The organism is Paraburkholderia sp. JHI869, from assembly GCF_038900775.1.
Taxonomy (GTDB): domain Bacteria; phylum Pseudomonadota; class Gammaproteobacteria; order Burkholderiales; family Burkholderiaceae; genus Paraburkholderia.
Genome location: NZ_JAYMSC010000003.1, coordinates 278,436 through 304,976, shown reverse-complemented (window position 1 = coordinate 304,976; position 26,541 = coordinate 278,436). Strand labels below are relative to the sequence as shown.

General features: G+C 66.8%; 25 protein-coding genes and 1 riboswitch. Of the genes, 16 read left to right on the top strand and 9 right to left on the bottom strand.

Annotation, left to right across the window (positions count from 1 at the left end):
* The first annotated feature begins 6 nt into the window (after positions 1-6).
* From VSR72_RS07805 to VSR72_RS07795, 3 genes are all read left to right on the top strand, one after another.
* Positions 7-1,257: an aminotransferase class I/II-fold pyridoxal phosphate-dependent enzyme gene (locus tag VSR72_RS07805; RefSeq protein ID WP_342951825.1), complete on the top strand. Its 1,251-nt coding sequence runs from the start codon at positions 7-9 to the stop codon at positions 1,255-1,257.
* Between the two features lie 100 nt (positions 1,258-1,357).
* Positions 1,358-2,344, top strand: coding sequence for an AraC family transcriptional regulator (locus VSR72_RS07800; protein ID WP_342951824.1), 987 nt, complete (start codon positions 1,358-1,360; stop codon positions 2,342-2,344).
* A 7-nt stretch (positions 2,345-2,351) separates the two neighbouring features.
* Positions 2,352-4,307 carry a DUF3857 and transglutaminase domain-containing protein gene (locus VSR72_RS07795; RefSeq protein ID WP_342951823.1) on the top strand — a complete coding sequence of 652 codons (1,956 nt, stop codon included), beginning with the start codon at positions 2,352-2,354 and terminating at the stop codon, positions 4,305-4,307.
* A 7-nt stretch (positions 4,308-4,314) separates the two neighbouring features.
* Here VSR72_RS07795 and VSR72_RS07790 read toward each other — a convergent pair whose 3' ends face one another.
* The 5 genes from VSR72_RS07790 to glgC all read right to left on the bottom strand — a co-directional run bounded on the left by VSR72_RS07790 (position 4,315) and on the right by glgC (position 10,264).
* Positions 4,315-5,538, bottom strand: a complete 1,224-nt coding sequence (locus tag VSR72_RS07790) for a branched-chain amino acid ABC transporter substrate-binding protein (protein WP_342951822.1) — start codon at positions 5,536-5,538, stop codon at positions 4,315-4,317.
* Between the two features lie 301 nt (positions 5,539-5,839).
* Positions 5,840-6,301, bottom strand: coding sequence for a hypothetical protein (locus VSR72_RS07785; RefSeq protein WP_342951821.1), 462 nt, complete (start codon positions 6,299-6,301; stop codon positions 5,840-5,842).
* A gap of 98 nt (positions 6,302-6,399) precedes the next feature.
* Positions 6,400-7,272 (bottom strand): pyridoxal kinase PdxY, encoded by an 873-nt coding sequence (pdxY, locus tag VSR72_RS07780; RefSeq protein ID WP_342951820.1) that lies wholly within the window; start codon positions 7,270-7,272, stop codon positions 6,400-6,402.
* Positions 7,273-7,435: 163 nt separating this feature from the next.
* Positions 7,436-8,926 carry a glycogen synthase GlgA gene (gene glgA / locus VSR72_RS07775; RefSeq protein WP_342951819.1) on the bottom strand — a complete coding sequence of 497 codons (1,491 nt, stop codon included), beginning with the start codon at positions 8,924-8,926 and terminating at the stop codon, positions 7,436-7,438.
* Between the two features lie 69 nt (positions 8,927-8,995).
* Positions 8,996-10,264, bottom strand: a complete 1,269-nt coding sequence (gene glgC, locus VSR72_RS07770; RefSeq protein WP_342951818.1) for a glucose-1-phosphate adenylyltransferase — start codon at positions 10,262-10,264, stop codon at positions 8,996-8,998.
* 416 nt (positions 10,265-10,680) lie between these two features.
* On the opposite strand from glgC, the gene VSR72_RS07765 reads away from it, so the two are divergent.
* Positions 10,681-11,790 (top strand): alpha/beta hydrolase, encoded by a 1,110-nt coding sequence (locus VSR72_RS07765; RefSeq protein WP_342951817.1) that lies wholly within the window; start codon positions 10,681-10,683, stop codon positions 11,788-11,790.
* A gap of 40 nt (positions 11,791-11,830) precedes the next feature.
* Here the strand turns inward: VSR72_RS07765 and VSR72_RS07760 are convergent, their stop codons facing one another.
* Positions 11,831-12,835, bottom strand: coding sequence for an LLM class flavin-dependent oxidoreductase (locus VSR72_RS07760; protein WP_342951816.1), 1,005 nt, complete (start codon positions 12,833-12,835; stop codon positions 11,831-11,833).
* Between the two features lie 701 nt (positions 12,836-13,536).
* On the opposite strand from VSR72_RS07760, the gene hpnI reads away from it, so the two are divergent.
* The 6 genes from hpnI (at position 13,537) to VSR72_RS07730 (ending at position 20,060) form a co-directional block, all read left to right on the top strand.
* Entirely contained in the window at positions 13,537-14,826 is a 1,290-nt protein-coding gene (gene hpnI, locus VSR72_RS07755) for a bacteriohopanetetrol glucosamine biosynthesis glycosyltransferase HpnI (protein ID WP_342951815.1), read from the top strand.
* A gap of 72 nt (positions 14,827-14,898) precedes the next feature.
* Positions 14,899-16,320 (top strand): hopanoid biosynthesis associated radical SAM protein HpnJ, encoded by a 1,422-nt coding sequence (gene hpnJ, locus VSR72_RS07750; protein ID WP_342951814.1) that lies wholly within the window; start codon positions 14,899-14,901, stop codon positions 16,318-16,320.
* Positions 16,320-17,219 (top strand): hopanoid biosynthesis-associated protein HpnK, encoded by a 900-nt coding sequence (gene hpnK, locus VSR72_RS07745; RefSeq protein WP_342952033.1) that lies wholly within the window; start codon positions 16,320-16,322, stop codon positions 17,217-17,219. Before hpnJ ends, hpnK begins: the two co-directional genes overlap by 1 nt.
* Positions 17,216-18,316, top strand: a complete 1,101-nt coding sequence (locus tag VSR72_RS07740; protein WP_342951813.1) for a lysylphosphatidylglycerol synthase domain-containing protein — start codon at positions 17,216-17,218, stop codon at positions 18,314-18,316. Before hpnK ends, VSR72_RS07740 begins: the two co-directional genes overlap by 4 nt.
* 81 nt (positions 18,317-18,397) lie before the next feature.
* Positions 18,398-18,979 (top strand): outer membrane protein assembly factor BamE, encoded by a 582-nt coding sequence (locus tag VSR72_RS07735; RefSeq protein ID WP_254335794.1) that lies wholly within the window; start codon positions 18,398-18,400, stop codon positions 18,977-18,979.
* A gap of 43 nt (positions 18,980-19,022) precedes the next feature.
* Complete coding sequence (locus tag VSR72_RS07730; protein WP_342951812.1) at positions 19,023-20,060, top strand: patatin-like phospholipase family protein; 1,038 nt, start codon at positions 19,023-19,025, stop codon at positions 20,058-20,060.
* A gap of 15 nt (positions 20,061-20,075) precedes the next feature.
* Here the strand turns inward: VSR72_RS07730 and VSR72_RS07725 are convergent, their stop codons facing one another.
* The 3 genes from VSR72_RS07725 to VSR72_RS07715 form a co-directional block, all read right to left on the bottom strand.
* Positions 20,076-20,414 carry a type II toxin-antitoxin system PemK/MazF family toxin gene (locus VSR72_RS07725; protein ID WP_342951811.1) on the bottom strand — a complete coding sequence of 113 codons (339 nt, stop codon included), beginning with the start codon at positions 20,412-20,414 and terminating at the stop codon, positions 20,076-20,078.
* 7 nt (positions 20,415-20,421) lie between these two features.
* Complete coding sequence (locus VSR72_RS07720) at positions 20,422-20,709, bottom strand: AbrB/MazE/SpoVT family DNA-binding domain-containing protein (protein WP_342951810.1); 288 nt, start codon at positions 20,707-20,709, stop codon at positions 20,422-20,424.
* A gap of 187 nt (positions 20,710-20,896) precedes the next feature.
* Complete coding sequence (locus VSR72_RS07715; protein ID WP_342951809.1) at positions 20,897-21,517, bottom strand: histidine phosphatase family protein; 621 nt, start codon at positions 21,515-21,517, stop codon at positions 20,897-20,899.
* Positions 21,518-21,561: 44 nt separating this feature from the next.
* A riboswitch (cobalamin riboswitch) is annotated at positions 21,562-21,707 on the top strand.
* Between the two features lie 40 nt (positions 21,708-21,747).
* Between VSR72_RS07715 and VSR72_RS07710 the strand changes: the two genes are divergently transcribed.
* From VSR72_RS07710 to VSR72_RS07685, 6 genes are all read left to right on the top strand, one after another.
* The gene (locus VSR72_RS07710) at positions 21,748-21,966 is read left to right on the top strand and encodes a CbtB-domain containing protein (protein WP_342951808.1); all 219 of its coding nucleotides are present in this window, start codon (positions 21,748-21,750) and stop codon (positions 21,964-21,966) included.
* Between the two features lie 13 nt (positions 21,967-21,979).
* Positions 21,980-22,732, top strand: coding sequence for a CbtA family protein (locus VSR72_RS07705; protein ID WP_342951807.1), 753 nt, complete (start codon positions 21,980-21,982; stop codon positions 22,730-22,732).
* A gap of 316 nt (positions 22,733-23,048) precedes the next feature.
* Complete coding sequence (hisQ, locus tag VSR72_RS07700) at positions 23,049-23,738, top strand: histidine ABC transporter permease HisQ (protein ID WP_028204762.1); 690 nt, start codon at positions 23,049-23,051, stop codon at positions 23,736-23,738.
* Positions 23,739-23,751: 13 nt separating this feature from the next.
* Positions 23,752-24,465 (top strand): ABC transporter permease, encoded by a 714-nt coding sequence (locus VSR72_RS07695; RefSeq protein WP_324154122.1) that lies wholly within the window; start codon positions 23,752-23,754, stop codon positions 24,463-24,465.
* Positions 24,466-24,488: 23 nt separating this feature from the next.
* Positions 24,489-25,277 carry an ABC transporter ATP-binding protein gene (locus VSR72_RS07690; protein ID WP_342951806.1) on the top strand — a complete coding sequence of 263 codons (789 nt, stop codon included), beginning with the start codon at positions 24,489-24,491 and terminating at the stop codon, positions 25,275-25,277.
* A 153-nt stretch (positions 25,278-25,430) separates the two neighbouring features.
* On the top strand, positions 25,431-26,405 hold the full coding sequence (locus VSR72_RS07685; protein WP_342952032.1) for a GlxA family transcriptional regulator: 975 nt from the start codon (positions 25,431-25,433) through the stop codon (positions 26,403-26,405).
* Positions 26,406-26,541 lie beyond the last annotated feature (136 nt).

Genomic DNA, 26,541 nt, shown 5'->3' with positions numbered 1-26,541 from the left:
AAGCCCATGTTGATGTCGCCGCCCGTCGATTTGACCTACGAACGATTCCAGCAACTGAACATGCGGCTCGACATGTCGCGTGGCAAGCCTTCGCCCGAGCAGCTCGATCTCTCGCAGGCGCTCATCGACGACGCGGGGCAGGCGGGCTATCTCGCGCGCGACGGCTTCGATTGCCGCAACTATGGCTTTGCGAGCGGCTTGCCCGAGGCGCGCGAGCTGGGCGCGCAGTTGCTCGGCGTGCCGGCAGCGCAGGTCATCGCGGCGGGCAATTCGAGCCTCGAACTGATGCACGACGCGCTGACCTTTGCGCTGCTGCACGGCGTGCCGGTGGGCGAGGGCGCAGACGTTGGCACGCCGTGGCGCGCGCAAGGCGAGATCGCCTTCCTGTGCCCGGCGCCGGGCTACGACCGCCACTTCGCGATCTGCGAGGCGCTGGGCGTGCGCATGATCGCCGTGCCGATGCACGACGACGGTCCCGACATGGATCGCGTGGAAGCGCTTGTGCGCGACGATCCCTCGATCAAGGGCATGTGGTGTGTGCCGCTCTACAGCAACCCGACGGGCGCGATCTGGTCCGACGCGGTGATCCGGCGTCTTGCCGCCATGCCCGCGGCGCCCGACTTCCGGCTTTTCTGGGACGATGCCTACCGCTTCCACCATCTCACCGACGAAGCGCTCGCGACGCTCGACGTGTTCGAGGCCTGCACGGCCGCTGGCCACGCGGAGCGCGCGTTGATGTTCGCTTCGCTCTCGAAGGTGACGTTCGGCGGCGGGGCGTTCGCGTGGCTGGCCGCCGCGCCGCGCAACGTGGCCTGGTGGCAGAAGCACACGGCCGTGCGCACGATCGGGCCGGACAAGCTCAACCAGTTGCGCCATGTGCGCTTGCTGCGCGACCGCGCGACGCTCACCGAACTGATGGCGCGCCACCGCGCGCTCCTCAAGCCGAAGTTCGATGCGGTAGACGAGGTGTTCCGCGCGCGCCTGGCTGCCGTGCCCGGCGTGAGCTGGAATGTGCCGCGCGGCGGCTATTTCATCAGCCTTTATGCGCCTGAGGGCTGCGCTCGCCGCACCGTCGAGCTCGCGGCGGCGGCGGGACTCGTCCTCACACCCGCAGGCGCGGCGTTTCCGTATGGCGTCGATGCGCGAGACAGCCATTTGCGGATCGCGCCGTCGTTTCCGGCGCTGGACGAAGTGCGTCTTGCTGCCGAGGGGATCGCGCTTTCGCTGCTGCGCGCCATCGACGAACGGCGGGCGTAAGGGCCAGGATAGCGGCCAGCGCGAGGGTAAGGACCGGGTCGGCGGCGCGCGCGTCGATGTGCTACAACGGCAGACGTAGCCAACTTCTCGCGAGGTTGCCGTGCAAGGTCTCGCTGTTTCACTGCAACGCGCGCTCGCCCAGCGTGAGCGCGAAGGCCGCGCCGATAGCGGCCGTGCGCCCACGGCGCGAGCGCTCGCGGCGGGCGCGGGCTGGTCGGTCGACGATGTCGTCTGCACGCTCGGCCCCGGCGACCGGCCCTACGAGGAGCGCCACACGAGCGCGTGCCTCGCCGTTGTGGCTGCCGGCGTGTTCGGCTACCGCAGCGGCAATGCACGCGCGCTCATGACGCCCGGCGCGCTGATGCTGGGCGAAGCCGGCGCCTGTTTCGAATGCGGCCACCGCCATGCGGCGGGCGACCGCTGTCTCTCGTTCCACTACGACGCAGCCTGGCTCGACGAGCAGGCCGCGGCCGCGGGCCTTGCTCCAGGCGCCAGACGCTGGCGGGCCGCGCGGGTGCCGCCGGTGCGCGCGCTCGCGCCGCTCGTGGCGCACGCTTGCGCCGACGCGCTCGCGCAGGAACGCGGTAACGCGCTTGGGTTCGGCGGCGCAGCATGGGATGAAATCGCCCTTGAACTGGCGCTAAAGACCCTGCGCGTGGTGGCGAGCGGCAAGGACGCGCTCACGCCGCCCACGCCGGGCGCCGCCGCGGCGGCACGCGTGGTCGCGACGCTGCGCCTGATCGACGAAACGCCCGACGAGGCCCATACGCTCGCCAGCCTCGCTTGCGTGGCGGGCGTGAGCGAGTTCTATTTTCTGCGCACCTTTTCGGCGGTTGCCGGCGTGACCCCGCATCAATATGTGCTGCGTGCGCGACTGCGCGCCGCCGCGCTGCGTCTGGCCGCCGACGACGAAGCGAAGATCGTCGACGTCGCGCTCGCGAGCGGCTTCAACGACCTGTCGAACTTCAACGCGGCGTTTCGCGCGGAGTTCGGCGCGAGTCCGCGCGCATGGCGCGCCGCGCAGCGCGAGCGCTATCTCGCGCAGACTTCATGGCCGGACGCAGCGCTTGCGGCGGCGCGCGGCTGAGCCGTCCATGACGCGAGGCGAAGGGTTCAGGCGCGCCACCCTGTGCGTCGCGTCGTGCCTTGCGTTGACCCTGGCTATCGGTAGCGGCCATGCCCAGGCACAAGCGAGCGACCGAAGTCCCGATAGCGCCGCTCGCACCGACACCCCAGCGCAAAACGACATCCCGCCGTACACGCTCGAGCGCGACGTGCATCTTTTCGTCGTACAGCAGGACGGCTCGGTCGTCGAGGACGACGACACTGTGCTGCGTGCGAACACCACGGCAGGCGTGGACGAGATCGCCCAGCGCTACGTCTGGTTCAATAAGGATATCGAAACGATTACGCAGCTCTCAGCCGAAACCATCGATCCGGACGGCACCAGGCACGCGGTCGGCGCAAACGGCATTCGCGACGTGCAGGAGCCGCGCTCGGCGGGCGCGCCGACGTTCGAGGACGGCGTGCTGCGCACGGTGATCTTTCCGGGCGTACAGGTCGGTTCGCGTGTGCATCTGCATTTCGCGAAGCGTCGCACGAAGGCGCTCGAGGCAGGCACATTCGCATACTTCGTCGAGCCGACAGGCGAACCGGTCGAGTCTCAGCGTCTCATCTTCGATCTGCCCGCCAACGTGCCGCTTCACGCCGATGCGCGCGGCTACACGGCGCTTGCCCCGGAAACCGCGAACGGCCGCACGCGTTACGCGTTCGACTACCAGCACGGCCCCTATGCGCCGCTCGAAGCGGGGGCGGTGGCCTACGTGAACTGGGGCGACCGGCTGATGGTAACGACGGTGCCCGACTTCGCCGGGTTCGCCGCGCGCTACCGCGAAGCCGCCGCCGATCCCACTTCGACCGATCCGGCCATCGCATCGCTTGCGCAAGCGCTCACGGCAGGCGTGAGCGACCCGCGCGAGAAGGCGCGCCGCATTTACGACTGGATGCGCTTCAACATTCGCTACGTCGCGCTCTTTCTTGGCGAGACCGCGGCCGTGCCGCATCGCGCGACCGATATCCTGCGCAACCGCTACGGCGACTGCAAGGACCACGTGGCGCTCTTCAGCGCGCTGCTGGCGGCGGTCGGCATACGCGCCGAACCCGTGCTGCTGAACCTCGGCCCCGTCTACACGCTGCCCGACGTGCCGGGCTACGGGGCGCATGCAATCAACCACGCGATCGCGTGGCTGCCCGACCTGGGCGTATATGCTGACACGTCCTCGGGCGGCTACGCGTTCGGTTACCTGCCGCCGGGCGTGATGGACCGGCCCGTTCTGCTCGTCGACGACGGCGTGCTCTCACGCACGCCCGCGACCGAGCGGCGCGAGCGCACGGCGCGCCTTTCGCTCGACGTGGGAACCACCGGCGACGCCGCCTACAGCTACTACGTGAAGGACGAAGGCGCGGGCGCGGAGCCCGAGCGCAATGCGTTTCGCCGCGCGACGCATGCGGGGGCGCAGCAACTCGCAGCGCAGCGCCTGCGGCTAAGCGGAATGGCCGGCACTGCACATGTGAGCACGAGCCCGACGGCCGTGACCGACGGCCCGTTTTCGGTGACGATGGAAGGCACGCTCGATCACGTGGTCTGGCGTGACGGCACGACCGCGATCCCCACGACGAGCAGTTTCACGGGCGGCATCGCCACGCAGATCGACAGCTGGCTCGCGCAGCCGCGCCGCACGCAGCCCTGGGCGTGCATCGGCGGGGAGTTCACGGAAAGCGCGCAGATCGCGCTGCCCGCGTTCGCGCGCGTGACGGACGTGCCGCAAGACACGCAAGTGAGCGACGCGTTTCTCGACTACACGTCGCACTACGTGTTCGACGCGCGCTCGCGCACACTGCAGATCGAGCGGCGGCTGTCGGCGCGCTTTGGCCACCAGATGTGCACCGCCGGCGAATTCGCGCAGATGCGCGACGCGCTCGTGCGTATCGAGCGCGACACGCACGCGCAGATCGTCGTGCGTGCAGCGCGTGCGCCGCAGGCGCAATGAGCGGCGCTCAGCCGCCGCGCGTCGTCACCGGGACCCACACGCCTTTCTTCACCTGCCAGAGCGTGGAGGCGCCGTTCTTGAGCGAGCCGTCCTGCTCGAAGGCGATGCGGCCCGTCACGCCGTCGAAGGCGAGCGTCTTGAGCGCGCTGCGGTACACCTCGGGGTTCGCCGATTTTGCGTTGACCATCGCGTGGATCGCAGCCCACGCCGCGTCGTAGCCGAACGGCGCGTAGGCGAGCACGCTGGTGCCGAAGCGGGCTTTATAGGCTTGTTCGAAGCGCGGGCCATCAGGCAATTGCGCAAGCGGGCGGCCGTATTCCCAGGCCATCGCGCCTTCGGCGGCTGCGAGCGCGCCCTGGGTGAAGTCGGCGTTCGCCACGCCGCCGCCGCCCACGAACTGCGCGTTCATGCTGCGTGCCTTCATCTGCTTCACGAGCGCCGCGCCCTGGCGGGCGAGGCCGCCGAAGTAGAGCAGGTCGGCGTTGGCGGCCTTGATTTTCCCGAGCTGCGGGCCGAAGTCGGTCGCAATGCTTTCCGCGAATTCGCGCGCGACCACGTTGCCGCCATGTTCGCGCACCGCGTGCTCGAACACATCGGCTTCACCCTGGCCGAAGGCGGTGCGGTCGTCGATGATGGCCACGCGTTTGGCCTTCATCACATCGACGGCCCACGCGCCGGCGAGACCTGCGTTCTGCGCGTCGTTTGCAATCACCATGAAGGTGTTGGCGAAGCCTTGCGACGTGATGACGGGATTGGTGGCCGCTGGGCTGATCATCGGAATGCCGGCGCTCTCGTAGATGCGCGAGGCCGGAATGGCCGAGCCCGAGTTGAAGTGGCCGACCACGGCATTCACGCCCTGGTTCGCGAGCGTCGCGGCGGCCTGAACGCCCAGGCGCGGGTCGCTGCGGTCGTCCACGGGCACGAGTTCGAAGTGCGCCGTCTGCTCGCCGATCTTGAGGTTTTGCACGTTCGCTTCGTCGAGGGCGAGCTGTACGCCGTTTTCCAGATCGCGGCCGTAGTTCGCGTAGTCGCCCGAGAGCGGCGAGACGAAACCGATGCGCACGTTCAGCGGGCCGGCGGCCAGGGCGTGGTGGCTGGCGCCGAGCGCGCACAGTGTGCCGATCAGGAGCCCAGCCGCAAGCCTGGCGAATGGGCGGCGCTTGCTGCACGCACTGCACGGTGTGGCAAATGCATAGGCAGCAGCGGTCTTGAGCGTGGCGGCGAGACTCATCGTGACTCCTTGCGCGACAGCGGCGCGGTGTTCTTGTGTGCGTTTATTCCGGGTACGCCGCATCGCGCGCGGGCTGCGGCGCGTATGCGGGGCGTCTCGTCTTCGGGTCTTGCTCGAGTCGTGCTGTTTGCGGCTGCGGCTTGCCAGGACGTGCTGTGCGAACGGCTGCGCGCGTGGGCGGGGTGGCAGCCGGCTCCCCATGCTGCGCCGGCTGGGCGCGCGCCTTCGTGAGGCGGCGGTTGGCGAGCAATATATCAGGCCGCCCGGCTAGCCGCTCACGCAATGTCGCGCGCGGGTGGAACTACATGTCCCGTTGCAGTTCGAAGAGCGCTTCGCGCAGGCGCACGAGCGGCGCCATCGTGTCGGCGCTCGCCCAGCCTTCGAGGTCGTCGAGCGCGCGGTTGCAGCCGTCGAGCACCACATCGAGATCGACGGGAATGCCGTTGCCGAGCGCAAAGCGAAGCGTCGCTTCGAAGCGTTCGCATTCGTCGTCGCCATATGAGATGTCGAGCGTATCGGCAATGGTCTGCGCGATGTCGCTGCGTTGGCGGTCGCTCTCGTCGACGAAATCGATGATGCCGCGCGCGACGTCGGGCGCATGGTAAAGCGCGATGTCGAGCCACACGGCGGCATCGAAATCGCTTTCGTGGCTTTGTTCCTCGAAGTATTCGATCGCTTCCTGCTCGTGGGTCTCGCCGGCGTCGACGGCCAGACATAGCTGCTCGAAATACTCTTCCTGTTCACTACGGATTGAATCGGACATCGGTCATTCTCTAAAAACGGTGGGCGCGGCGGCTGCATGGACTGCCGCAGCAAGTCATGCGGTTGGCATTATAGGCCGCGCGCCCGCTCGTTTTTAGTCTAGGCGGCTTCCACCGACCAGGCGTCGAACCATTCGCGCGGGCGCGCGATCTGGTCTTGCGCCGCGACGATCTCCAGCTCGTAACGGCCCGCGTCGTAAGTCGCCTTCACGACGGCGTTCACCGCCGCGAGCGTGTGTTCGAACGCGCGGCGCAGCGAGTCGCCGAGCATCAGGCGCGCGACGAACACCGCGCTCGTCACGTCGCCCACGCCCACGGGCTGGCGCGCGAACGGGTAGAGCGGGCGTTGGCCGAGCCAGGCTTCGTGCTCGGTCACGACGAGCATGTTGAAGCGGTCGGCGGGGCTGTTGCGGTCGAGCAGATGCTTCACGAGGATCAGCTTCGGGCCGCGGCGCAGCACTTCGCGGCACGCGAGCACGCCTTCTTCCGCGGTCTCGATCTCGCGGCCGACGAGCCGTTGCAGCTCGCTGTGATTGGGCATCATCGCGTCGGCGACCTCGGGCATGTTGCGCACGAGGAACTCCTGGATGCCGGGCTCGACGCGGCAGCCTTTCTCGGTGTCGAGCGTGCCCATCACCGGGTCGCAAAAGTAGCGCGCCTGCGGGTTGGCGGCCTTCACGGCGCGCACCACGTCGATCACGGCCTGGGCTTGCTCGGGCGCACCGAGATAGCCCGATAGCACGGCATCGCAGCGCGGCAGCACGCCGATCGCGCCAATGCCTTCGACGAGATCCACGGCCTCGTCCGCGCCGATGGCGGTGCCGGTCCAGTGGCCGTATTGCGTGTGATTCGAGAACTGCACCGTATTGAGCGGCCAGACATTCACGCCGAGGCGGCGCATGGGAAACACCGCGGCGCTGTTGCCCGCGTGACCGAACACGACGTGCGACTGGATGCTCAAAACGTTTTTCATGGCCGGTCCAGATTTCGTTATGGCTTGCGGCGCGCTTCGAGGGGCGCACCTTTGCGCAGGTGCAGCAACGATAACCGAATTCGCTGCGCCCAGTCGATGGATGCGTGGGCGCGGTGTTGCGCGCGCGTCTGCTTCCAGCGCCTGTGATTTGCGTCAGGAGCCGCTAAGCCACAGCGTTTTGACCGGCCAGCTCGCGATAGAGCGTCATGTAGCGTTGCGCCGACGCCGCCCAGCCGAAGTCCTGCTGCATCGCACGCGAGCGTGTCTCGCGCCAGTCGCGGCTGCGCCCATAGAGCGCGAAGGCGCGGCGGATCGCGGCCGTGAGCGCGTCGGGTTCGAAGCGCTCGAACACGAAGCCGGTGGCGAGGCCATCGGCGAGATTTTCCAGCGAGGCGTCGACCACCGTATCGGCGAGTCCGCCCACGCGGTGCACGAGCGGCAGCGCGCCATAAGCGAGCGCGTAGAGCTGCGTGAGGCCGCACGGCTCGAAGCGCGAGGGGACCATCATCACGTCGGCGCCCGCGACGATTTCGTGCGCGAGCGTCTCGTCGAAACCCAGCTCCACGGCCACCGACTCGGGATGCTGATGCGCGGCGCGCGCGTAGCCCTGTTCGAGGCTGGTGTCGCCGGTGCCGAGCACGACGAGCTGGCCGCCGCGTGCGACGATCTCGGGCAGCGCCGCGAGCAGCAGGTCGAGGCCCTTTTGCTCGGTGAGCCGGCTCACCACGCCGAACACCGGAGCGTCGTGTTTCTGCGCGAGCTTCAGGCGCGCCTGCAGCGCCGCCTTGCAACGCATCTTGCCGCTCTGGCGCGTGGCGGAATAACGCGTGGCGATGGCTGAGTCGCTCGACGGATTCCACACGGCGTAGTCCACGCCATTGAGAATGCCGACGAGGTCGTGTGCGCGTCCGCGCAGCAATGCCTCGAGGCCGCCGCCCTGGGCGACCGTCTGAATTTCGCGCGCGTAGGTCGGACTCACCGTCGTGATCTTGTCGGCGAAATAGAGGCCGGCTTTCAGAAACGAAAGCTGGCCGTAGAACTCCACGCCATGCATGTCGAAGAAGTCGCGCGGCAGGCCGAGCGAGTCGAATTGCTGGGCGGGGAAAATGCCCTGGTAAGCGAGGTTGTGAATCGTGAAGATCGAGCGCGCGCCGCCGGGCGCCACGTTTGTGCCGCGTTCGTGCGCCGCCGCGCGCAGGTAGGCCGGCGCGAGGCCCGCGTGCCAGTCGTGCGCCTGCACGATGGCGGGCGCCCAGTCGGGATCGAGATGCAGCGCGAGTTGCGCGGCGGTCCACCCGAGCAGCGCGAAACGCTGCGCGTTGTCGCCGTAAGGCACATGCTCGGCGTCGAGGTAGGGGTTGCCGGGGCGCGCGTAGAACGCATCGGCGCGGATCATGTAGACGGCAAGTTCGCTGCCGGGCAGGCGCCCGAGTTCCAGCGTCGCCTCGGGTGCGCCGAAGGTGCGCGCAAGGCGCGCGACGGGGCGCAGGTCCTCGAGGCCCGCCACCACGGGCGCGAAGCCCGGCAGCAGCAGGCGCGCGTCGGCGCCCAGTTCGATCAGTGCGGCGGGCAGGGCGGCGGTGACGTCGGCGAGGCCGCCGGTCTTCAGGAGCGGATACAGCTCGCTGGCTACGTGCAGGACGCGAATAGTCATCGGGAGTCAGTCCTCTCGGTGCTCGGGTTTCTTTTGGGTTGGCGCGTCCTGAAACGAAGATCCGGGCAGTCAGCTAGCTGGCAACTTCGCCAGCGCCTCGCTCGTGACCAGCACGACGCCGCTCTCGGTGCGATAAAAACGTTCGGCGTCGCGCGCCGCGTCTTCGCCGATCACGGTGCCGTTGGGAATCGTGCAGCCGCGGTCCACGACGACCTTGCGCAGCCGGCAACTCGTGCCCACCGTCACCTGTGGCAACAAGACTGCCTCGGCAATGTTGCAGAACGACTGCACGACGACATTCGACGAGAGCACCGAGCGCGAGATCTGGGAACCGGAGATCACGCTGCCGCCGCACACGATCAGGTTGGTGCCCGAGCCTTGCAGGCCGTTCAGGTCGCGCACGAACTTGGCGGGCGGCAACTGTTCCTGGTACGTCCAGATCGGCCAGTTGCGGTCGTAGAGATCGAGCGCGGGGATAGTCGAGGCGAGGTCGAGGTTGGCGGACCAGTAGGCGTCGACCGTGCCTACGTCGCGCCAGTAGGGCTCGGCGCTCGCATCCGACGACACGCAGGACATGCTGAACGGATGCGCGATCGCAGTGCCGTCGCTCACCACGCGCGGAATGATGTCCTTGCCGAAGTCGTGGTCGGTGGCCGAGCGCGAGATGTTGTCTTCGAGCAAATGGACGAGGTAGGTTGTGTCGAACACATAGATGCCCATGCTCGCGAGCGCGATGTCGGGGCGGCCCGGCATGGCGGGCGGATCGTCGGGCTTCTCGACGAAGCCGGTCACGCGGCGCGCCTCGTCCACGGCCATCACGCCGAACGCGGTCGCTTCCATGCGCGGCACCTCGATGCAGCCCACCGTGCAGTCGGCGCCGCTCGCGGCATGGTCGGCGATCATGCGCGTGTAGTCCATCTTGTAGATGTGGTCGCCGGCCAGCACCACCACGTACTTCGGGCTGATCGAGCGGATGATGTCGATGTTCTGGTACACGGCGTCGGCGGTGCCGCGATACCAGTGCGCGCCTTCCACGCGCTGCTGCGCGGGCCACAAGTCGAGGAACTCGTTGAATTCGCCGCGCAGGAAGCCCCAGCCGCGCTGCAGGTGGCGCAGGAGCGAGTGCGCCTTGTACTGCGTGACGACCGCAATGCGGCGGATGCCCGAATTCAGGCAATTCGAGAGTGCGAAGTCGATGATGCGGTACTTGCCGCCAAAGTACACGGCCGGCTTCACGCGCTTGTTGGTGAGCGGCCCGAGGCGCGTGCCGCGGCCGCCAGCGAGCACGATGGCGAGCGTGGTGCGTTGCAGATCGTTGAGGCTTGCCGGAGTTTCCATGGTCGTCTCCTTGTTGTGCCCCCCGGTGCGGCCGCCGCGCGCCGTCTCGTCCTGCACGGGCTTGTGCGGTCCTTCTCTGGTGTGCCTGTCACGTCCCTGATGCGGCGCGTTTCGCAGTGCAGCATCGCGTGTCGTGCGTCGCGGACGTCTCGTGCGTCCTGTATGACTGTTCTAGCACCGAATGCAGCGTAGCGCGAATTGCCCGTTCGCTGCGCCGGACATGCGCGCCGCATTCGTGCGCGGCGTTCGTGAGCAGCAAACGGCATGCCGCACACGTTCCACGGGCGCGAAACGCGGCAAGAGCGGGGCGGGACCGCTAGAATCGCTGGCTGTACCGGCGCAGTTTCGCCGACCCGCTCGTGCCATTCATGCCAGTCGTCCCGATTGCGTCCGACCTTCTGCCCAATTCCTAGTCGATGAGAGCCATCCTGAACTCCACGCTGATCCGCTTTGCGCCCTTCGTTGCAGCACTGAGTGCGGCCGCGCTCTGTCACACCGCTTTCGCCGCCGACTTCGAGGCGAGCGGGGCCGCGCCGCTGGCCGCGTCGTCAACGCAAACTGCGAGCCAGACGCCCGACGGCCCCGCGTATGGCCCGGAGCTGCAGGGCTTCGAGTATCCGCATTCCGTGCATGACTTTGCGTTCGTTTCGCAGGGGCAAACGCTGCACATGGCGTACATGGATGTGCAGCCCGCGAGGCCAAACGGACGCACCGCAGTCCTGCTGCACGGCAAGAATTTTTGCTCGGCGACGTGGGACGCCACCATCCGCGAGCTGCATGCCGCGGGCTACCGTGTGATCGCGCCGGACCAGATCGGCTTTTGCAAGTCGAGCAAGCCGGCTTCGTACCAGTTCAGTTTCCAGCAGCTCGCGCGCAATACGCACGCGCTGCTCGCGGCGCTCGGCGTGCATGACGCGACGATCATCGGCCATTCGACGGGCGGCATGCTGGCGGTGCGCTACGCGCTCATGTATCCGCGCGAGACCGAGCAGCTTGTGCTCGTGAACCCGATCGGCCTCGAAGACTGGAAGGCGAAGGGCGTGCCGTCGATCTCGGTGGACGACTGGTATGCGCAGGAGCTCAAGACGAACGCCGACGGCATTCGCCGCTACGAGCAGGCCACCTATTACGCGGGCCAGTGGCGGCCCGCGTATGAGCCGTGGGTGCAGATGCTGGCGGGCATGTATCGCGGGCCCGGCAAGGCGCAGGTGGCGTGGGACTCCGCGCTGCTCTACGACATGATCTACACGCAGCCGGTGATCTACGAATTCGGCCAGTTGCAGATGCCGACGCTGCTGCTCATCGGCGACAAGGACACGACCGCCATCGGCAAGGATCTCGCGCCGCCCGAAGTGCGTGCGCAGCTCGGGCACTATCCCGCGCTGGCCAAAGCCGCGCAGCGCGCCATTCCCCACGCGACGCTCGTGGAGTTCGCCGATCTCGGACACGCGCCGCAGATGCAGGATCCGCAGGCGTTTCACGCCGCGCTGCTCAAGGGGCTCGACGCGTTGAACACCTCGCACTGAGGTCGCTTGCGTCACTGCGCGCGAGGCGAGCCTCGCGCGGTTACCGTCCTGCGGCGGCTTCCTTCAGTTCTTCGCGAGCCTGTGCCGCCATCTCGAACGAACGCAGACGCGCCGCGTGGTCGTAGATCTGCGCGGTGACGATGAGTTCGTCCGCGCCGGTTTGCTCGATCACCGAGGCGAGGCCCGCACGCACGGTTTCCTGGTCGCCCACCACGGAGCAGGCGAGCGAGTGCGACACGCCAGCCAGTTCGAACTCATTCGCCGCGATCTGCTCGACCGGCGGCGGCAGTTGCCCCGGCGTGCCGCGCCGCAAGTTCACGAACTGCTGCTGTAGCGAGGTGAAGAGAAAGCGCGCTTCTTCGTTCGTGGGTGCGCCGAACACGTTCACGCCGACCATCGCATGCGGCTTGGCCAGCACGGCAGACGGGCGGAACTGCGAGCGGTAGAGACGCAGCGCCGTGAGCAGATGGTCCGGCGCGAAGTGCGAGGCGAAGGCGAACGGCAGGCCCATGGCCGCCGCGAGTTGTGCACCATACAGGCTCGAGCCGAGGATATAGAGCGGCACGTTCAACCCCGCGCCGGGCACGGCGCGCACACGCTGGCCTTCCACGGGCGCGGCGAAATAGCGCTGCAGTTCGGCCACGTCGTCGGGGAAGCTGTCGGCGCTGCCCTGCAGGTCGCGGCGCAGCGCGCGCCCCGTGGTCTGGTCGGTGCCGGGCGCGCGCCCGAGACCGAGGTCGATGCGGCCCGGGTAGAGCGCTTCAAGCGTGCCGAACTGCTCGGCAATCACGAGCGGCGCGTGATTCGGCAGCATGATCCCGCCCGAGCCCACGCGGATGGATTGCGTGCCGCCCGCAACAAAGCCGATCACGACCGAGGTCGCCGCGCTGGCGATACCCGTCATGTTGTGATGCTCGGCCAACCAGAAACGCTGGTAACCGAGGCGTTCGGCGTGGCGGGCGAGATCGAGCGTGTTGTGCAGGGCGGCGCCGGCGTGGGAGCCAGCCGGGATGGGCGAGAGGTCGAGTACGGAAAAGGGAATCATGGACACAGCCTGGGGCCTCGTATAGGAACGGCGACGCGCGCGGCGCGCCGGCTTCCGGGCGCGAGGCCGCAAGGCAGTCGCAAGGTGCGGCCATTGTGCCAAAGCACTTTCGTTCGTGCTGGGGGCCTTCGGGAACCCATGCCGGCGGCGTGGGTTCAATCACGGCTGATTGCCTTTACGCTCAGCCGATTTGAATATTAACGAGAACCACTCCTGTTTAAATGCAAAGCTCGCACATTTAATTCAGAATTATTAAAAATTCATTTCTATATGCTTACCGAATTTTTTCGGGGCGGAAATGCTCTGGAAGGCGGCTGTTTAATCGCTGAAATAGTTACGCTTTTGCAACTTTGGCAACGCATTTTCCCGCGTCCGTCGGAAGCAACCGTCAGAGCTTGCTGCTACAATTTTCCGCGTCGAATCGGGGATCGACCATATCCAGTTGTTTCATACGATTGTTTATCTCCATTCGTTGTTTGATCAATTGCCTGGTGTCATGCAAATCGGCATCAATTGTTCGGTTTCTAGCCTCGAATATGTGTTGAGGCTACGATGCGCGGCTTATTTCTGGATTTTCAGGGCAGGGAAATGGTACGTGGTGAAACGCGAGTTCCGGTCGGGGTACGGCAGGAGCTTCACTCCTTGCGCGCGGCCGGCGGCGAGCGCGGGTTCGCCCACGTGACGCAGCACGGCGGCGGGTCATGACGGTGTCGCAGGTTTTCGCCTTGCCAGCACCCTGGCCCGCGTTCGTCTGGGTCGTGGTCGTGCTGTGCGGCGTTGCCGCTTTCTACGGCCTCGTTGCCGCGCTGACGATGCCGCGCCTCGGCTCGGCCGCGCTCGTGCGCGAAGCCGCGCGCCGCGCACGCCGTGCGCAACCGCAACCTGTGAGCGTGCTCAAGCCCTTGTGCGGCGCGGAGCCGCGCCTCTACGAGAATCTTGCGACCTTCTGCGAGCAGCGGCATGCGCGCTTTCAGTTGCTGTTCGGCGTCTCGTCGGCGGCGGATCCGGCCATCGCCGTGGTGCGCAGGTTGCAGGCGGCTTATCCTGGCCATGACATCGAACTCGTGATCGACCCGCGCGTGCACGGCAGCAATCTCAAGGTGAGCAACCTCATCAATCTGGCGGCGCGCGCACGGTACGACGCGATCGTCGTGGCCGACAGCGATATCGCCGTCGAGCCCGATTACCTGGAGATCGTCACCGCGCCGCTCGCCGACCCGGACGTGGGTGTCGTGACGTGCCTCTACAGCGCCCGCAGCATTGGCGGCTTCTGGCCGCGCGTGGGTGCGCTCTTCATCAACGAGTGGTTCGCGCCTTCGGTGCGCGTGGCGCATTCCACGGGCTCGCGCGCGTTCGGCTTTGGCGCGACGCTCGCGCTTTCCCGCGCGACGCTCGAGCGCATCGGCGGCTTTGCCGCACTCAAGGACTGCCTCGCCGACGACTATCTGCTCGCCCGTTACGCGCGCGATCACGGCCTCGCCACGGTGCTCGCGCCCGTGGTGGTCGCCACCGACGTGATCGAGCCGACCTTCGGTTCGCTGTGGCTGCGCGAGACGCGCTGGCTGCGCACCATCCGTTCGGTGAATCCGGCGGGCTTCGCTTCGCTGTTCATTACGTTTCCCACGCCGTGGCTCGTGCTGGGCGCGCTGTTCTACGGGCTGCTCGCGACGGGCGCGGGCATCGGTGCGTGCGCGACGACGCGCGCCGCGTTGGCCTCGCTCGCCACGGCGACGATGGCGGGTATCATTGCGCGTTTGATCCTCCACGCGCGAGCGAGCGGAAGCTGGCGCGCGTTCTGGCGCGATTTGCCGCTCGTGCCGCTGCGCGATGTGCTGCTGGCCCTGCAGTGGCTTTCCGCGGTGTTCGGCTCGCACGTGATCTGGCGCGGCGTGCGCGTGAGCGTTGCGAACCCCGAGGCCGAAGCGCCTGGGGCCATGACCGGGCCCGCGAGTACGCGGCGGCCTGCCGTCGAAGGATCGGACGCTCGCTGAGCGCGTCGCTTGTTACCGAATATCACCTCAATCATCACCCGACACACTACGGGTACCCGGAGCACTCATCGCATGAAAACGCTGTTTCTGCAGGCCCCGTCGTATGACGGCTTCGACGGTGGCGCGGGCTCGCGCTACCAGGCAAAGCGCGAGATCCGCTCGTTCTGGTATCCCACCTGGCTTGCGCAGCCCGCGGCCCTCGTGCCCGACAGCCGCGTGCTCGACGCGCCGGCCGACGGCATGAGCGTTGAAGAGACGCTGAAGATCGCAGCCGGATACGACCTCGTCATCATCCACACGAGCACGCCGTCGTTTCCGACCGACGCGCTCTTCTGCGAAGACCTCAAGAAGCGTAAGCCGTCGGTCGTCATTGGCCTCGTGGGCGCGAAGGTGCAGGTCGATCCGCACAATTCGCTGACCGCGTCCGAGGCGATCGATTTCGTCTGCCGCGAAGAATTCGACTTCACCTGCAAGGAAATCGCCGAAGGCGTGCCCTTGTCCGAAGTGAAGGGCATTTCGTGGCGCGCCAAGGACGGCTCGATCGAGCACAACCCGGGCCGTCCGGTGCTCGAGGACATGGACTCGCTGCCGTTCGTCGCGCCCATCTACAAGCGCGACCTGAAGATCGAGAATTACTTCATCGGCTACCTGAATTACCCGTACGTGTCGATCTACACGGGCCGGGGCTGCAAGTCGCGCTGCACGTTCTGCCTGTGGCCGCAGACGGTGAGCGGCCACGTTTACCGCACGCGCTCGGTCGAGAACGTGCTGGAAGAGGCGAAGTGGATCCGCGAGAACATGCCGGAAGTCAAGGAGCTCATGTTCGACGACGACACCTTCACCGACGACCTGCCGCGCGCCGAAGCGATCGCCATTGGCCTTGGCAAGCTCGGCATGACGTGGTCGTGCAACGCGAAGGCGAACGTGCCGTACAAGACGCTGAAGGTCATGAAGGAAAACGGCCTGCGTTTGCTGCTGGTGGGCTTCGAGTCGGGCGACGACCAGATTCTCGTGAACATCAAGAAGGGCGTGCGCACGGACTTCGCGCGCCGCTTCAGCGCCGACTGCAAGAATCTGGGCATCAAGGTTCACGGCACCTTCATTCTGGGGCTGCCGGGCGAGACGCAGGACACGATCAAAAAGACGATCGAGTACGCGAAGGAAATCAATCCGCACACGATTCAGGTGTCGCTGGCGGCGCCGTATCCGGGCACGACGCTCTACAAGCAGGCCGTGGAAAACGGCTGGATGGAAGAGAACAAGACCATCAACCTGGTGAGCAAGGAAGGGGTGCAGCTCGCAGCGATCGGCTACAAGCACCTGTCGCGCGAGGAGATCTATCACCACCTGGAGCAGTTCTATCGCCAGTTCTATTTCCGGCCGTCGAAGATCTGGGAGATCGTGCGCGAGATGCTCACGAGCTGGGACATGATGAAGCGGCGTCTGCGCGAAGGCGTGGAGTTCTTCCGCTTCCTGCGCGCGCACGAGGCATGATGGACCGTTCGCCCTCCGATGCGCGCGCGCTCATCTTCACCGCCGACGACTTTGGCCTGCACGAGCGGGTCAATGCGGCGGTGGAGCGCGCGCATCGCGAGGGCGTGCTCGACTGCGCGAGCCTGATGGTAGCCGCGCCGGCCGTGGCCGACGCCGTGGCGCGCGCGCGCCGCACGCCGGATTTGCGCGTGGGGCTGCATCTCGTGCTGGCGGACGGCGCCGCGATGTTGCCGCGCGCGCAGATTCCTGCGCTCGTCGATGCGCAAGGGCGTTTCGGCGACAACATGGTCCGCGACGGCGTGCGCTTCTTCTTCCTGCCGCATGTGCGCAGGCAGCTCGCGAAGGAGATCCGCGCGCAGTTCGAAGCGTTTGCGGCGACCGGGCTCGCGCTCGATCACGTGAACACGCACAAGCATTTTCATCTGCATCCCACGGTGCTCGCGCTGATCCTCGAGATTGGCCGCGACTATGGTTTGCGCGCGGTGCGTCTGCCGCTCGAGGATGGCGCGCCGCTGGCGCTCAAGCCCTGGCTTGCGCTCGTGCGCGCGCGGCTTGCGCGTGCGGGCGTCGTGCACAACGACTACGTGGTCGGTATCGCGAAGACGGGCGCCATGGACGAGGCCGCCGTGCTCGACGCACTCGCGCATCTGCCCGCGCAGGGTGTGGGCGAAATCTACTGCCATCCGGCGCTCGCCGATGAGGCGGGTGAGGCGCCCATCACGCGGTCGATGCAGACGTATCGCCACGCGGACGAATTCGGCGCGCTGATCTCGCCGCGCGTGGCCGCGGCGCTCGCGCAGTCGGGCGTGCGTCGTGGCGGCTTCACCGACGTATTCTTCGGCGCGGCTTCGGGCGCAGGTCCTGCCGCGTCAAGCGGCCCCGAGGTGCAGGTGTCATGAAGTGGCTGCAATGGCTGGGCCTGCCGGTCGGGATCGCCATCCTGATCGGCCTCGTTGTCCATAACGGCGCGCACGACGTGCTGCGCGTGATCGGCACGGCGGGCCCCATGCTGCTCTGGCTCGTGCCATTCCACGCGCTGCCGCTCCTGCTCGACGCGCACGCGTGGCGTCTCCTGCTCGACAAGCGCGCACCGCTTGGCTTCCTCTGGTGGACCGCGACGGTGCGCGAGGCCGTGAACCGGCTGCTGCCCGTGGTCGGCGTGGGGGGCGAGCTCGTCGGCATTCGCCTCGCGCGCTGGAAGGTGCGCAACGCGAGCGAGGTCACGGCTTCGGTGATCGTTGAAGTGCTCGTGACGATTGCCGTGCAATACGCGTTCTCGGCGCTCGGCGTCGTGCTGATCGTCGCGGCGACCGGCGACGGCGGTTCGCTGCGCACCATCGTCACGATCGCACTCGCGCTGGTGCTCACCGCGCCGCTGCCCGTGCTCGCCGTGTTCCTGCTGCGCCGCGGCGGCGTCTTCCATGCGATCGAGCGCTGGGCCGCGCGCCTGCTCGGCGCCGAAAACCCGCTCATGCTCGGCCTCGACGGCAAGCAGCTCGACGCCGATCTCGACGCGCTGATGTCGCGTACCGGCCTCATGGTTCGCGCTTTCTTCTGGCAGCTTGGCGGCTACATGCTCGGTGCGTTCGAGACGTGGTGGGCGCTCACGCTGCTCGGCCATCCGGTCTCAGTGGGCGATGCGCTTGCCATCGAGGCCATCACCCAGGCCGTGCGCCATGCCGCTTTCATGGTGCCTGCCGGCCTCGGCGTGCAGGAAGTCGCCGTGGTGCTCCTCGCGCAGGTCTTTGGCGTGAGCCAGGAGGTGGCGTTCTCGCTCGCGCTCGTCAAGCGCATGCGCGAGGTGGTGTTCGGCGTGCTCGCGCTGATCACGTGGCAGGCCGCGGAAATCGTTCGCGCGCGTCGCGCATTGCGTCACGACGCGAACGCCGACGCGAACGCCGACGCGCCGTCCGCAGATGCGCAGCCCGCCGTGGCGAGCGTGCCCGCAAACAACCCCCGCCCGAAGCGGGGCTCGCAGCACGATCAGGTCCATTGACGGTACATTGTGGACATGTCGATGCGCGCCGGACCTTCGGCGCGCGTAGACGCAAGCCCATGCTGATGCGTTAGCAAGGACATGAAGCCCACGTTTTCACTCACGCGCTCGCTCGCGCTCGCGTGCGCCGCCACGGCGGCGTTCACGCTTTCCGGCTGCGACGACCGCCAGTTCGATGCCATGCTCGACACCATCCGGCAGGGATTCAAGGCGTTCTTCGATTCGGTGAAGCCCGACGCGCTGCTGCTCAAGGGCCTCACGCCCGGCGTCTCCACGCTCGAGCAGGTGCGCGAGCAAATGGGCAAGCCCGAAACCGAGCGTGTGTTCGACGACGGCTCGCGTCGCCTCGAATATCCGCGCGGCCCGCAGGGCCTCAAGACCTGGATGGTCGACATCGGCCCGAACGGGCGGCTCGTGGCCATTACCCAGGCGCTCACGGCGGAAAACTTCGCGAAGATCCGCGTGGGCATGAGTGAGGACGAGGTTCGGCGCTTGCTCGGTAAACCTGGGCAGGTGGCGGGCTACCGCTTGAAGAAGGAGACGGTGTGGAGCTGGAAGTGGCTGGAAGGGGGCGTGACGCCCGAAGCGTATTTCAACGTGCATTTCGGGCCGGACGGGCGGGTCACGACGACCTCGCGCTCGGACATCATTCGCGGGCGCTGACCCCGTTGACTCAATCGACGCATGACCACGCAAGGAGGCGCGCATGATGAACCGGCGACGGCCCAAGCGTGTAGGGCTCGTGCTCGGCGGCGGCGCGGCGCGCGGCTGGGCGCATATTGGCGCGATTCGCGCGCTCGAGGAAGCGGGCATCAAGCCCGACGTGGTGTGCGGCACGTCCATCGGCGCGCTGGTTGGCGCCGTGTACGCGAACGGCGATCTCGACTGGCTCGAGGACTGGGTGGGCAAGCTCACCTGGCAGACCGTGGTGCGGCTGCTCGACCTGCGTTTTTCGGGCGGGCTGCTCGGCGGGCGCAAGGTGATCGACCTCTTTGCGCACCAGTTCAACGGCCGCTCGATCGACGACCTGACGCTGCCGTTCACTGCGGTCGCCACCGAGCTCGACACGGGGCGCGAAGTCTGGCTGCGTGAGGGCGGCGTGGTGGACGCCGTGCGCGCTTCGATTGCGATTCCCGGCATCTTCACGCCGATCTGGCATGACGGCGTGTGGCTCGTGGACGGCGGGCTGAGCAATCCGGTCCCAGTCTCCGCCGCGCGCGCGATGCGCGCCGACACCGTGATCGCCATTGACCTCAATCACGACATTCTCAACGGCCGCGACCTGGGCGGCGCGATCGACACGATGCCGCGCGAGTTGCCCGTGGAAGCGAGCGACGCGGCGACGGCGGCATCGGCCGCGGCGGCGGCGAATCACGGAGCCGATGGCGCTGAAAACAGCGAAGCCGCGCGTGAACCGCTCCTGCGCCGCAACGGCAAGCGTTTTCCGCGCTGGCTGCAGCCGGCAGGCCCCGGCGCGGCTGGCGGACCGGACGTGCGCGTGGCCCCGCCGCCAAGCACGCGCGTGCCTTCCGTGTTGAGTTCGGTCGCCCAGAGCATCGACATCATGCAGGTGCGCATTACGCGCAGCCGCCTGGCAGGCGAGCCAGCCGATGTGCTGATCCAGCCGCGCCTGGGCGGCATGGGGATTTTCGACTTTCATCGCGCCGGGCCCGCCATCGAGGAAGGGCGCGCAGCCGTGCAGTACATGATGCCGGCCATCAAGGCGCAACTGGGGCTGGACTAGGCCCGACGACTTCCGCTAGAGGCCCAGAATGCCGGCGACGGCGAATTTCGCCGCCTCCAGCTCCTCGGGCGTCGCCGTTTCTCCCTTGTGCCGCCAGACTCGGCCCGCGAGCGATAGCGTGGTGACCTGGTCGGTCATTGCGACGCAGGGCCTGGACAGTCCGCTGATCGGGATTTCCGACTCCCACCCGTGAATGGTGCTGGTAATGGGCAGCCCGACGAAGCGGCTCGTGAGTTCGTTGAATTCGGCGTCGGTGAGGACAAGTACAGGGCGATAGCCGTCCTGCTCGCTGCCAGCGCCTGGCCCAACGTTGAGCCAGAGGATGTCGCCGGCGTCCGGTGTTCCGTTCTTCATGCGTTCCTTACCATGGGTCGAAACGCGTGGGGTCATCGGGTCCGCCGATTTCGGTTCCTTGCGGCTGGCCGAGGTCGACGAGCGGGTGCGGCTCGAGCTTCCTCTCGCGCAACTGCTGCAAATAGCGCTCGCGCGAGAAGCGCCGGATCGCCGTATGCGGGCGAACCGTGAGCGACCCATCTTCGACTTCCACCTCGACTTCCTGCCCCTCCGCCAACGCCAGCTTGCTGGCGAGGCTGGCCGGGATGCGCACCGCAAGGCTGTTTCCCCAACGCTTCAGGGTTTGTATCGCCATTTCGTCCTCGTACTGAATTAGCCGTCTGGCCAATAACGTATTGAGTTTGATGTCCATACCTGATCGCGATGTATCTACGTGGTTGATACAGCCCCGATGCTAGGCTTCAAATCTGTATGTGTCAACGCGTTGATACGCGCTAAGTTCGCGGCCCATGTACGCAGATCAAGATATGCCGTCCCTATCCTCAGTCTATTGCCGCGAGCCACACCCAGCCGTGCTGCGTACGGCGTAGCGCCGTCACGGAAAGCGGCGCGATTTCGATCGATCGAAAACTCGACGACGGTGCGGCAAGCGCGTGAAGAATGGCCGCGCGCATCACGCTCGCATGCGTGAAGGCGATCACGTCATGCCCGGTGTCGGGGAGCGCATCGAGCCAGGCGCCGACGCGCGCGCGGACATCGTCGAACGATTCGCCGTCGCCCGGCGGCCTGAAGGCAGGATCGCGCGTCCAGGCCGCGAGCGCTTCAGGCGCTTCACGCGCGAGCTGCGCGAGGCGCTTGCCTTGCCACTCGCCGAAGGCCGTGTCGGCGAGCGCGTCGCTTTGGGTTGCGCCGGCGAAGCCTGCTGCGTATGCGCTGGCGCGCGCGATCGCGGCGGGGCTCGTGAACGCGCGCAGCGCCTCGCCATCGCACTCATCACCGGTGAGGCGCGCATGCCAGCGCTCGCGCCAGGCGGCAAGTGCCGCGAGTGCGCGCGCTTCGAGCGCTTCCTCGGCGTCGTCGCCAGCAACCGGCGCTCGCGGGAACGTACCCGAGCGCAGCGCGGCGTTCGCCGCATGACTGACCAGCCAGACTGTCGTCGGCATGCTTTTCCTTACGCGTCGCTTCTCTGTGGCTGACATTCGGACCGCGGCCAGCCTTCGCAGCGCGTAGAATACAGGCTCCACGACACGCGGAAGCCGGTGCAAGTCCGGCGCGGTCGCGCCACTGTAACTGGTTGCCGTCGATTGAATCGGTGCAACGGGAGTCAGACCTGCGCGTCGTGAACCACTCTTTGAACGACCAAGCGGGGCGCGTAACCCCAGGAGAAGTCAGCATGTCCGAAACCGCATTCCCCTTGCAGCATGCGCCGGCCGCCCCGGCGCCCATTCCGCTGCGAGACATCCTCCCCTGGGCCATCTTCGGCGGCTTGATGCTGCTGCTGGCGCTGTACTTCGTCGGCGCGGAGCAGGGCGCCACGTCGATCTTCCCGGGGATGTACGTCCACGAATTCGTTCACGACGGCCGCCATCTGCTCGGCTTTCCCTGCCACTGACCGGGAGCTGAACATGGTTGGCAAGTTGTTGGTACGCGGCATGCTCGCAGGCATCGCCGCGGGACTCCTCACGTTCGGCTTCGCGAAGATCGTGGGCGAGCCGCAGGTCGATCAGGCGATTTCCTTAGAGGAAAAAGCCGACGCCGCCAAGGGGGAGGCGCCCGAGCCCGAAATCGTGAGCCGCAAGACCCAGGCGAGTTTGGGTCTCTTCACGGGCGTGATGGTCTATGGCGCATCGATCGGCGGGCTCTTTGCGCTCGTCTTCGCGTATGCAAATGGCCGCGTGGGGCGTCTTTCGCCGCGCGCGCTTTCGGCATGGCTCGCGCTTGCGGCGTTCGTCGCGATCTACCTGGTGCCGAACATCAAATACCCGGCGAATCCGCCCTCGGTCGGCGACCCGGAGACGATCGGTTATCGCACCGGACTCTTCTTCCTGATGATCGCGATCTCGATCGCCGTGTCGGTGTTCTCGCTCAAGGTGCGCGCCGCGTTCGTGCCGCGCCTTGGAGTGTGGAACGCATCGATCGCGGCGCTCGTGCTGTTCGTCGTCGTGATCGGCGCGATCCAGCTCGCGCTGCCGACGATCAACGAGGTGCCCGCCACCTTCCCGGCCGTGCTGCTGTGGAAGTTCCGCACCGTCTCGATCGGCATGCAGGTCATCCTCTGGACCACGATCGGCCTGCTGTTCGGCGCGCTCGCCGAAAAGCTGCTCGGCGCGAACGCCCGTGCGGGCAACGCCCGCGGCACGCAAACGCGCGCTGCATAAGCGCTGCCGGGTCGCCGGGCGTACCCTGCGCGCCTATCGAAAAAGCGACCCCAAACTTGCGAAAATGCCCCACGCGCCCCGCTAGCCGGGGCGTTTTTTTTCGCCTTTCAAATGCATCTCGCCTATGTCCGTGCGGGCCTCGTCCCCGTGCGGCTGCGTGCCGCAGCGCGATGTTGCACTGCAATATCCGCGCCGCGCTAGTTTGAGCAATCCATTTTGCACTGAGACGATCCGCGCCAGTTCATCGGTTTGCGCGGCGCCCACATGCCGCGCGAGGCCGCCCGAAACGACAAAACGAATTGATCCGGAGACGCGCGTGATCCTTTACGGCTTTGGCCCGGTGCTGCTCGCCGGCACGATCCAGACGATCGAACTTTCGCTTCTCTCGCTCGGCGTGGCTGTCCTGCTAGGACTTGCCGGCGCAGCAGCCAAGCTCTCGTTCAACCGGCCGCTCGCCGCCGTGGCCACGGCCTACACCACGTTGATCCGCTCGGTGCCCGACCTCGTGCTGATGCTGCTGCTCTTCTACAGCATCCAGATCGGCGTGAACGAAGCCACCGACGCGCTCGGCATGGCGCAGATCGATATCGATCCGTTCGTGGCCGGCGTCGTCACCCTCGGCTTCATTTACGGCGCGTACTTCACCGAAACGTTTCGCGGCGCGTTTCTCGCGGTGCCGCGCGGCCAGCTCGAAGCGGGCCACGCGTATGGCATGAGCGGCGCGCGCGTGTTCGCCCGCATCCTCTTTCCGCAGATGATGCGTTTCGCGCTGCCCGGCATCGGCAACAACTGGCAGGTGCTCGTGAAGGCGACGGCGCTCGTCTCGATCATCGGTCTCGCCGATGTCGTGAAGGCCGCCCAGGACGCGGGCCGCAGCACCTTCAACCTGTTCTTCTTCCTCGTGATTGCGGCGCTCATCTATCTCGCGATCACCACGCTTTCGAACTTCGCGCTCGTCTGGCTCGAACGCCGCTATTCGGTCGGCGTGCGTCACGCGCAACTCTGAGGAAACGCCCGCCATGAACGAAATCATTCAGCAATTCGGTCGCGCGTTCCTCTACTGGGACGGCGAGCATGTCTCCGGCCTCGCGATGACGCTGTGGCTGCTCGTGATCTCCGTGGCCTTCGGCTTCGTGTGCGCGGTGCCGCTCGCCGTGGCGCGCGTGTCGAGCCGCCGCTGGGTCTCGCTGCCGGTGCGTTTCTACACCTACGTGTTTCGCGGCACACCGCTCTATGTGCAGTTGCTGCTCATCTACACCGGCGTGTACAGTCTCGCGTTCATCCGCTCGGAGCCGCTGCTCGACGCGTTCTTTCGCAGCGGCCTGAACTGCGCGGTGCTCGCGTTCGCGCTCAACACCTGCGCCTACACGACGGAGATTTTCGCGGGCGCGATTCGCGCCACCTCGCACGGCGAAGTGGAAGCGGCGCGCGCCTACGGCATGAGCCCGTTCACGATGTACTGGCGCGTGATCCTGCCTTCCGCGCTGCGCCGCGCACTGCCGCTGTACAGTAACGAAGTGATCCTGATGCTGCACGCGACCACGGTGGCCTTCACCGCGACGGTGCCCGACATCCTCAAGGTCGCGCGCGACGCCAACTCGGCTACGTATCGCTCGTTCGAATCGTTCGGCCTCGCGGCGCTGATCTACTGTGCGGTATCGTTCGTGCTGGTGGCTGCGTTTCGCCGCGCCGAAAAACGCTGGCTCGGCCATCTCGCCGTGCGCACCCGCTGATTCACTGGAAACTGGAGACCATCTTGGCTCAGACGCAATCCTCAGATAGCAAGCTCGTCGCGCGCGACATCCACAAGCGCTACGGCGACAACGAGGTGCTCAAAGGCGTCTCGCTCGACGCGAAGAAGGGCGACGTGATCAGCATCATCGGCGCGAGCGGCTCGGGCAAGAGCACGTTCCTGCGCTGCATCAATTTCCTCGAGAAGCCGAACGCGGGCGAGATCGTCGTGGACGGCGAGACCGTGCGCACGAAAGCAGGCCGCAACGGCGATCTCGACGTGGCCGATCATAAGCAGTTGCAGCGCATCCGCACCAAGCTCGCGATGGTGTTCCAGCACTTCAACCTGTGGTCGCACATGAACGTGCTCGAGAACGTGATGGAAGCGCCCATCCACGTGCTCGGCGTGCCGCGCAAGGAAGCCGAGGAGCGCGCTCGCCAGTATCTGGAGAAAGTGGGTCTCGCGCCGCGCGTGGAGAAGCAATATCCCTCGCATCTTTCGGGCGGCCAGCAGCAGCGCGTGGCGATTGCGCGCGCGCTCGCCATGCATCCCGACGTGATGCTGTTCGACGAGCCGACTTCGGCGCTCGACCCCGAACTCGTCGGCGAAGTGCTCAAGGTGATGCAGAAGCTCGCCGAAGAAGGCCGCACGATGATCGTCGTGACGCACGAAATGGGCTTTGCGCGCAACGTCTCGAATCATGTGATGTTCCTGCACCAGGGGCGCACGGAGGAAGAGGGCGCACCGGCCGATGTGCTCGGCGCGCCTAAAAGCGATCGTCTGCGCCAGTTCCTCTCGGGCAGTCTCAAGTAAGCGGCGCGTTTTCAGCGCCTCGTCTTGCCGATGGTCCGTTCCACCGTTCTCCCTCCCGCTTCCGTTCCTGCCGCCGCGCCCGGCGGCCAGGCGCCGCTCGCGCGCGCCGGCCGCACGACCCAGGTGGCGATCGTCGCGCTCCCGCCCGTGTCGATGTCGGGCGTGGGCCCAATCGTCGACGCGCTCAATCTCGCCAACGAGATCGACGGCCGCGCGCTGTACCGCTGGCAGATGTGCTCGTGGAACGGCCGGCCCGTGCCGCTCGCGGGCGGCGCGCAATGGCCCGCCGACTGCACATTCGGCGACGCCGTCGCGGCCGACTGGCTCATCGTCGTGACCGAGCGCTACCAGCAGTTCGCCGACTACCGGCTCTTTCTCGCGAGCCTCGCACGCGTGGGCCAGCGCACGCCGCTCGTCACGGGCATCCACCACGGCATCTGGTGGCTCGCGATGGCGGGGCAGTTGCAGGGCTATCGCGTGGCCGCGAACTGGGAGACGTTCCAGCAGTTCGCCGAGCAGTTCGAGCGCACCATCGTCACGCAGCACATCTACGAAATCGATCGCGATCGCGCCACCTGCTCGGGCGGCCAGGCCACGCTCGACTTCATGCTCGCGATGATCGGCCGCGACCACGGCCCGGAACTCGCCGAGCGCATTGCCGACGCGCTGGGCGCAAGCACATTGCGCAGCGGCGACGAGCGCCAGCGCATTCCGTTCGTGACCGCGCCCGGTGAGCGCCATCCGCGCCTGAACGACGCACTCAAGCTGATGGAAGCGAATATCGAGGACCCGCTCACGACCGACGATATCGCGAATCTCGTGGGCGTCTCGCGGCGCCAGCTCGAACGGCTCTTTCGCCAGTATCTCGGCGCGATGCCTTCCAAGTACTACCTGGGCCTGCGTCTTGCCAAGGCGCGTTCGCAGTTGCAGCGCACCAGCAAGTCTGTGGTGCAGATCAGTCTTGCGTGCGGTTTTTCTTCGGCGGCGCATTTCTCGAATGCCTACCGCGAGCGCTTCGGCGTGACGCCGCGCGAGGACCGCCGCAACTGGATCGAGCGCCAGCATGGCGGCACAGCCGCCGCCGAGCCGCGCGCGGGCGCGCTCGTCGAGCCGCCGGAAGTCCAGTAAATCTAGCCGCGGCGCAGCAAGCGAGCGGACCTTGCAGGTTCCGTACGAAAAAACGCGTCGCGCCTGCGCAAGACGTTTGCGCCCAGCTTGCCTACACTGCACGAGTTACCTGAGCGAAAGGGCGCGGCCCCGACGC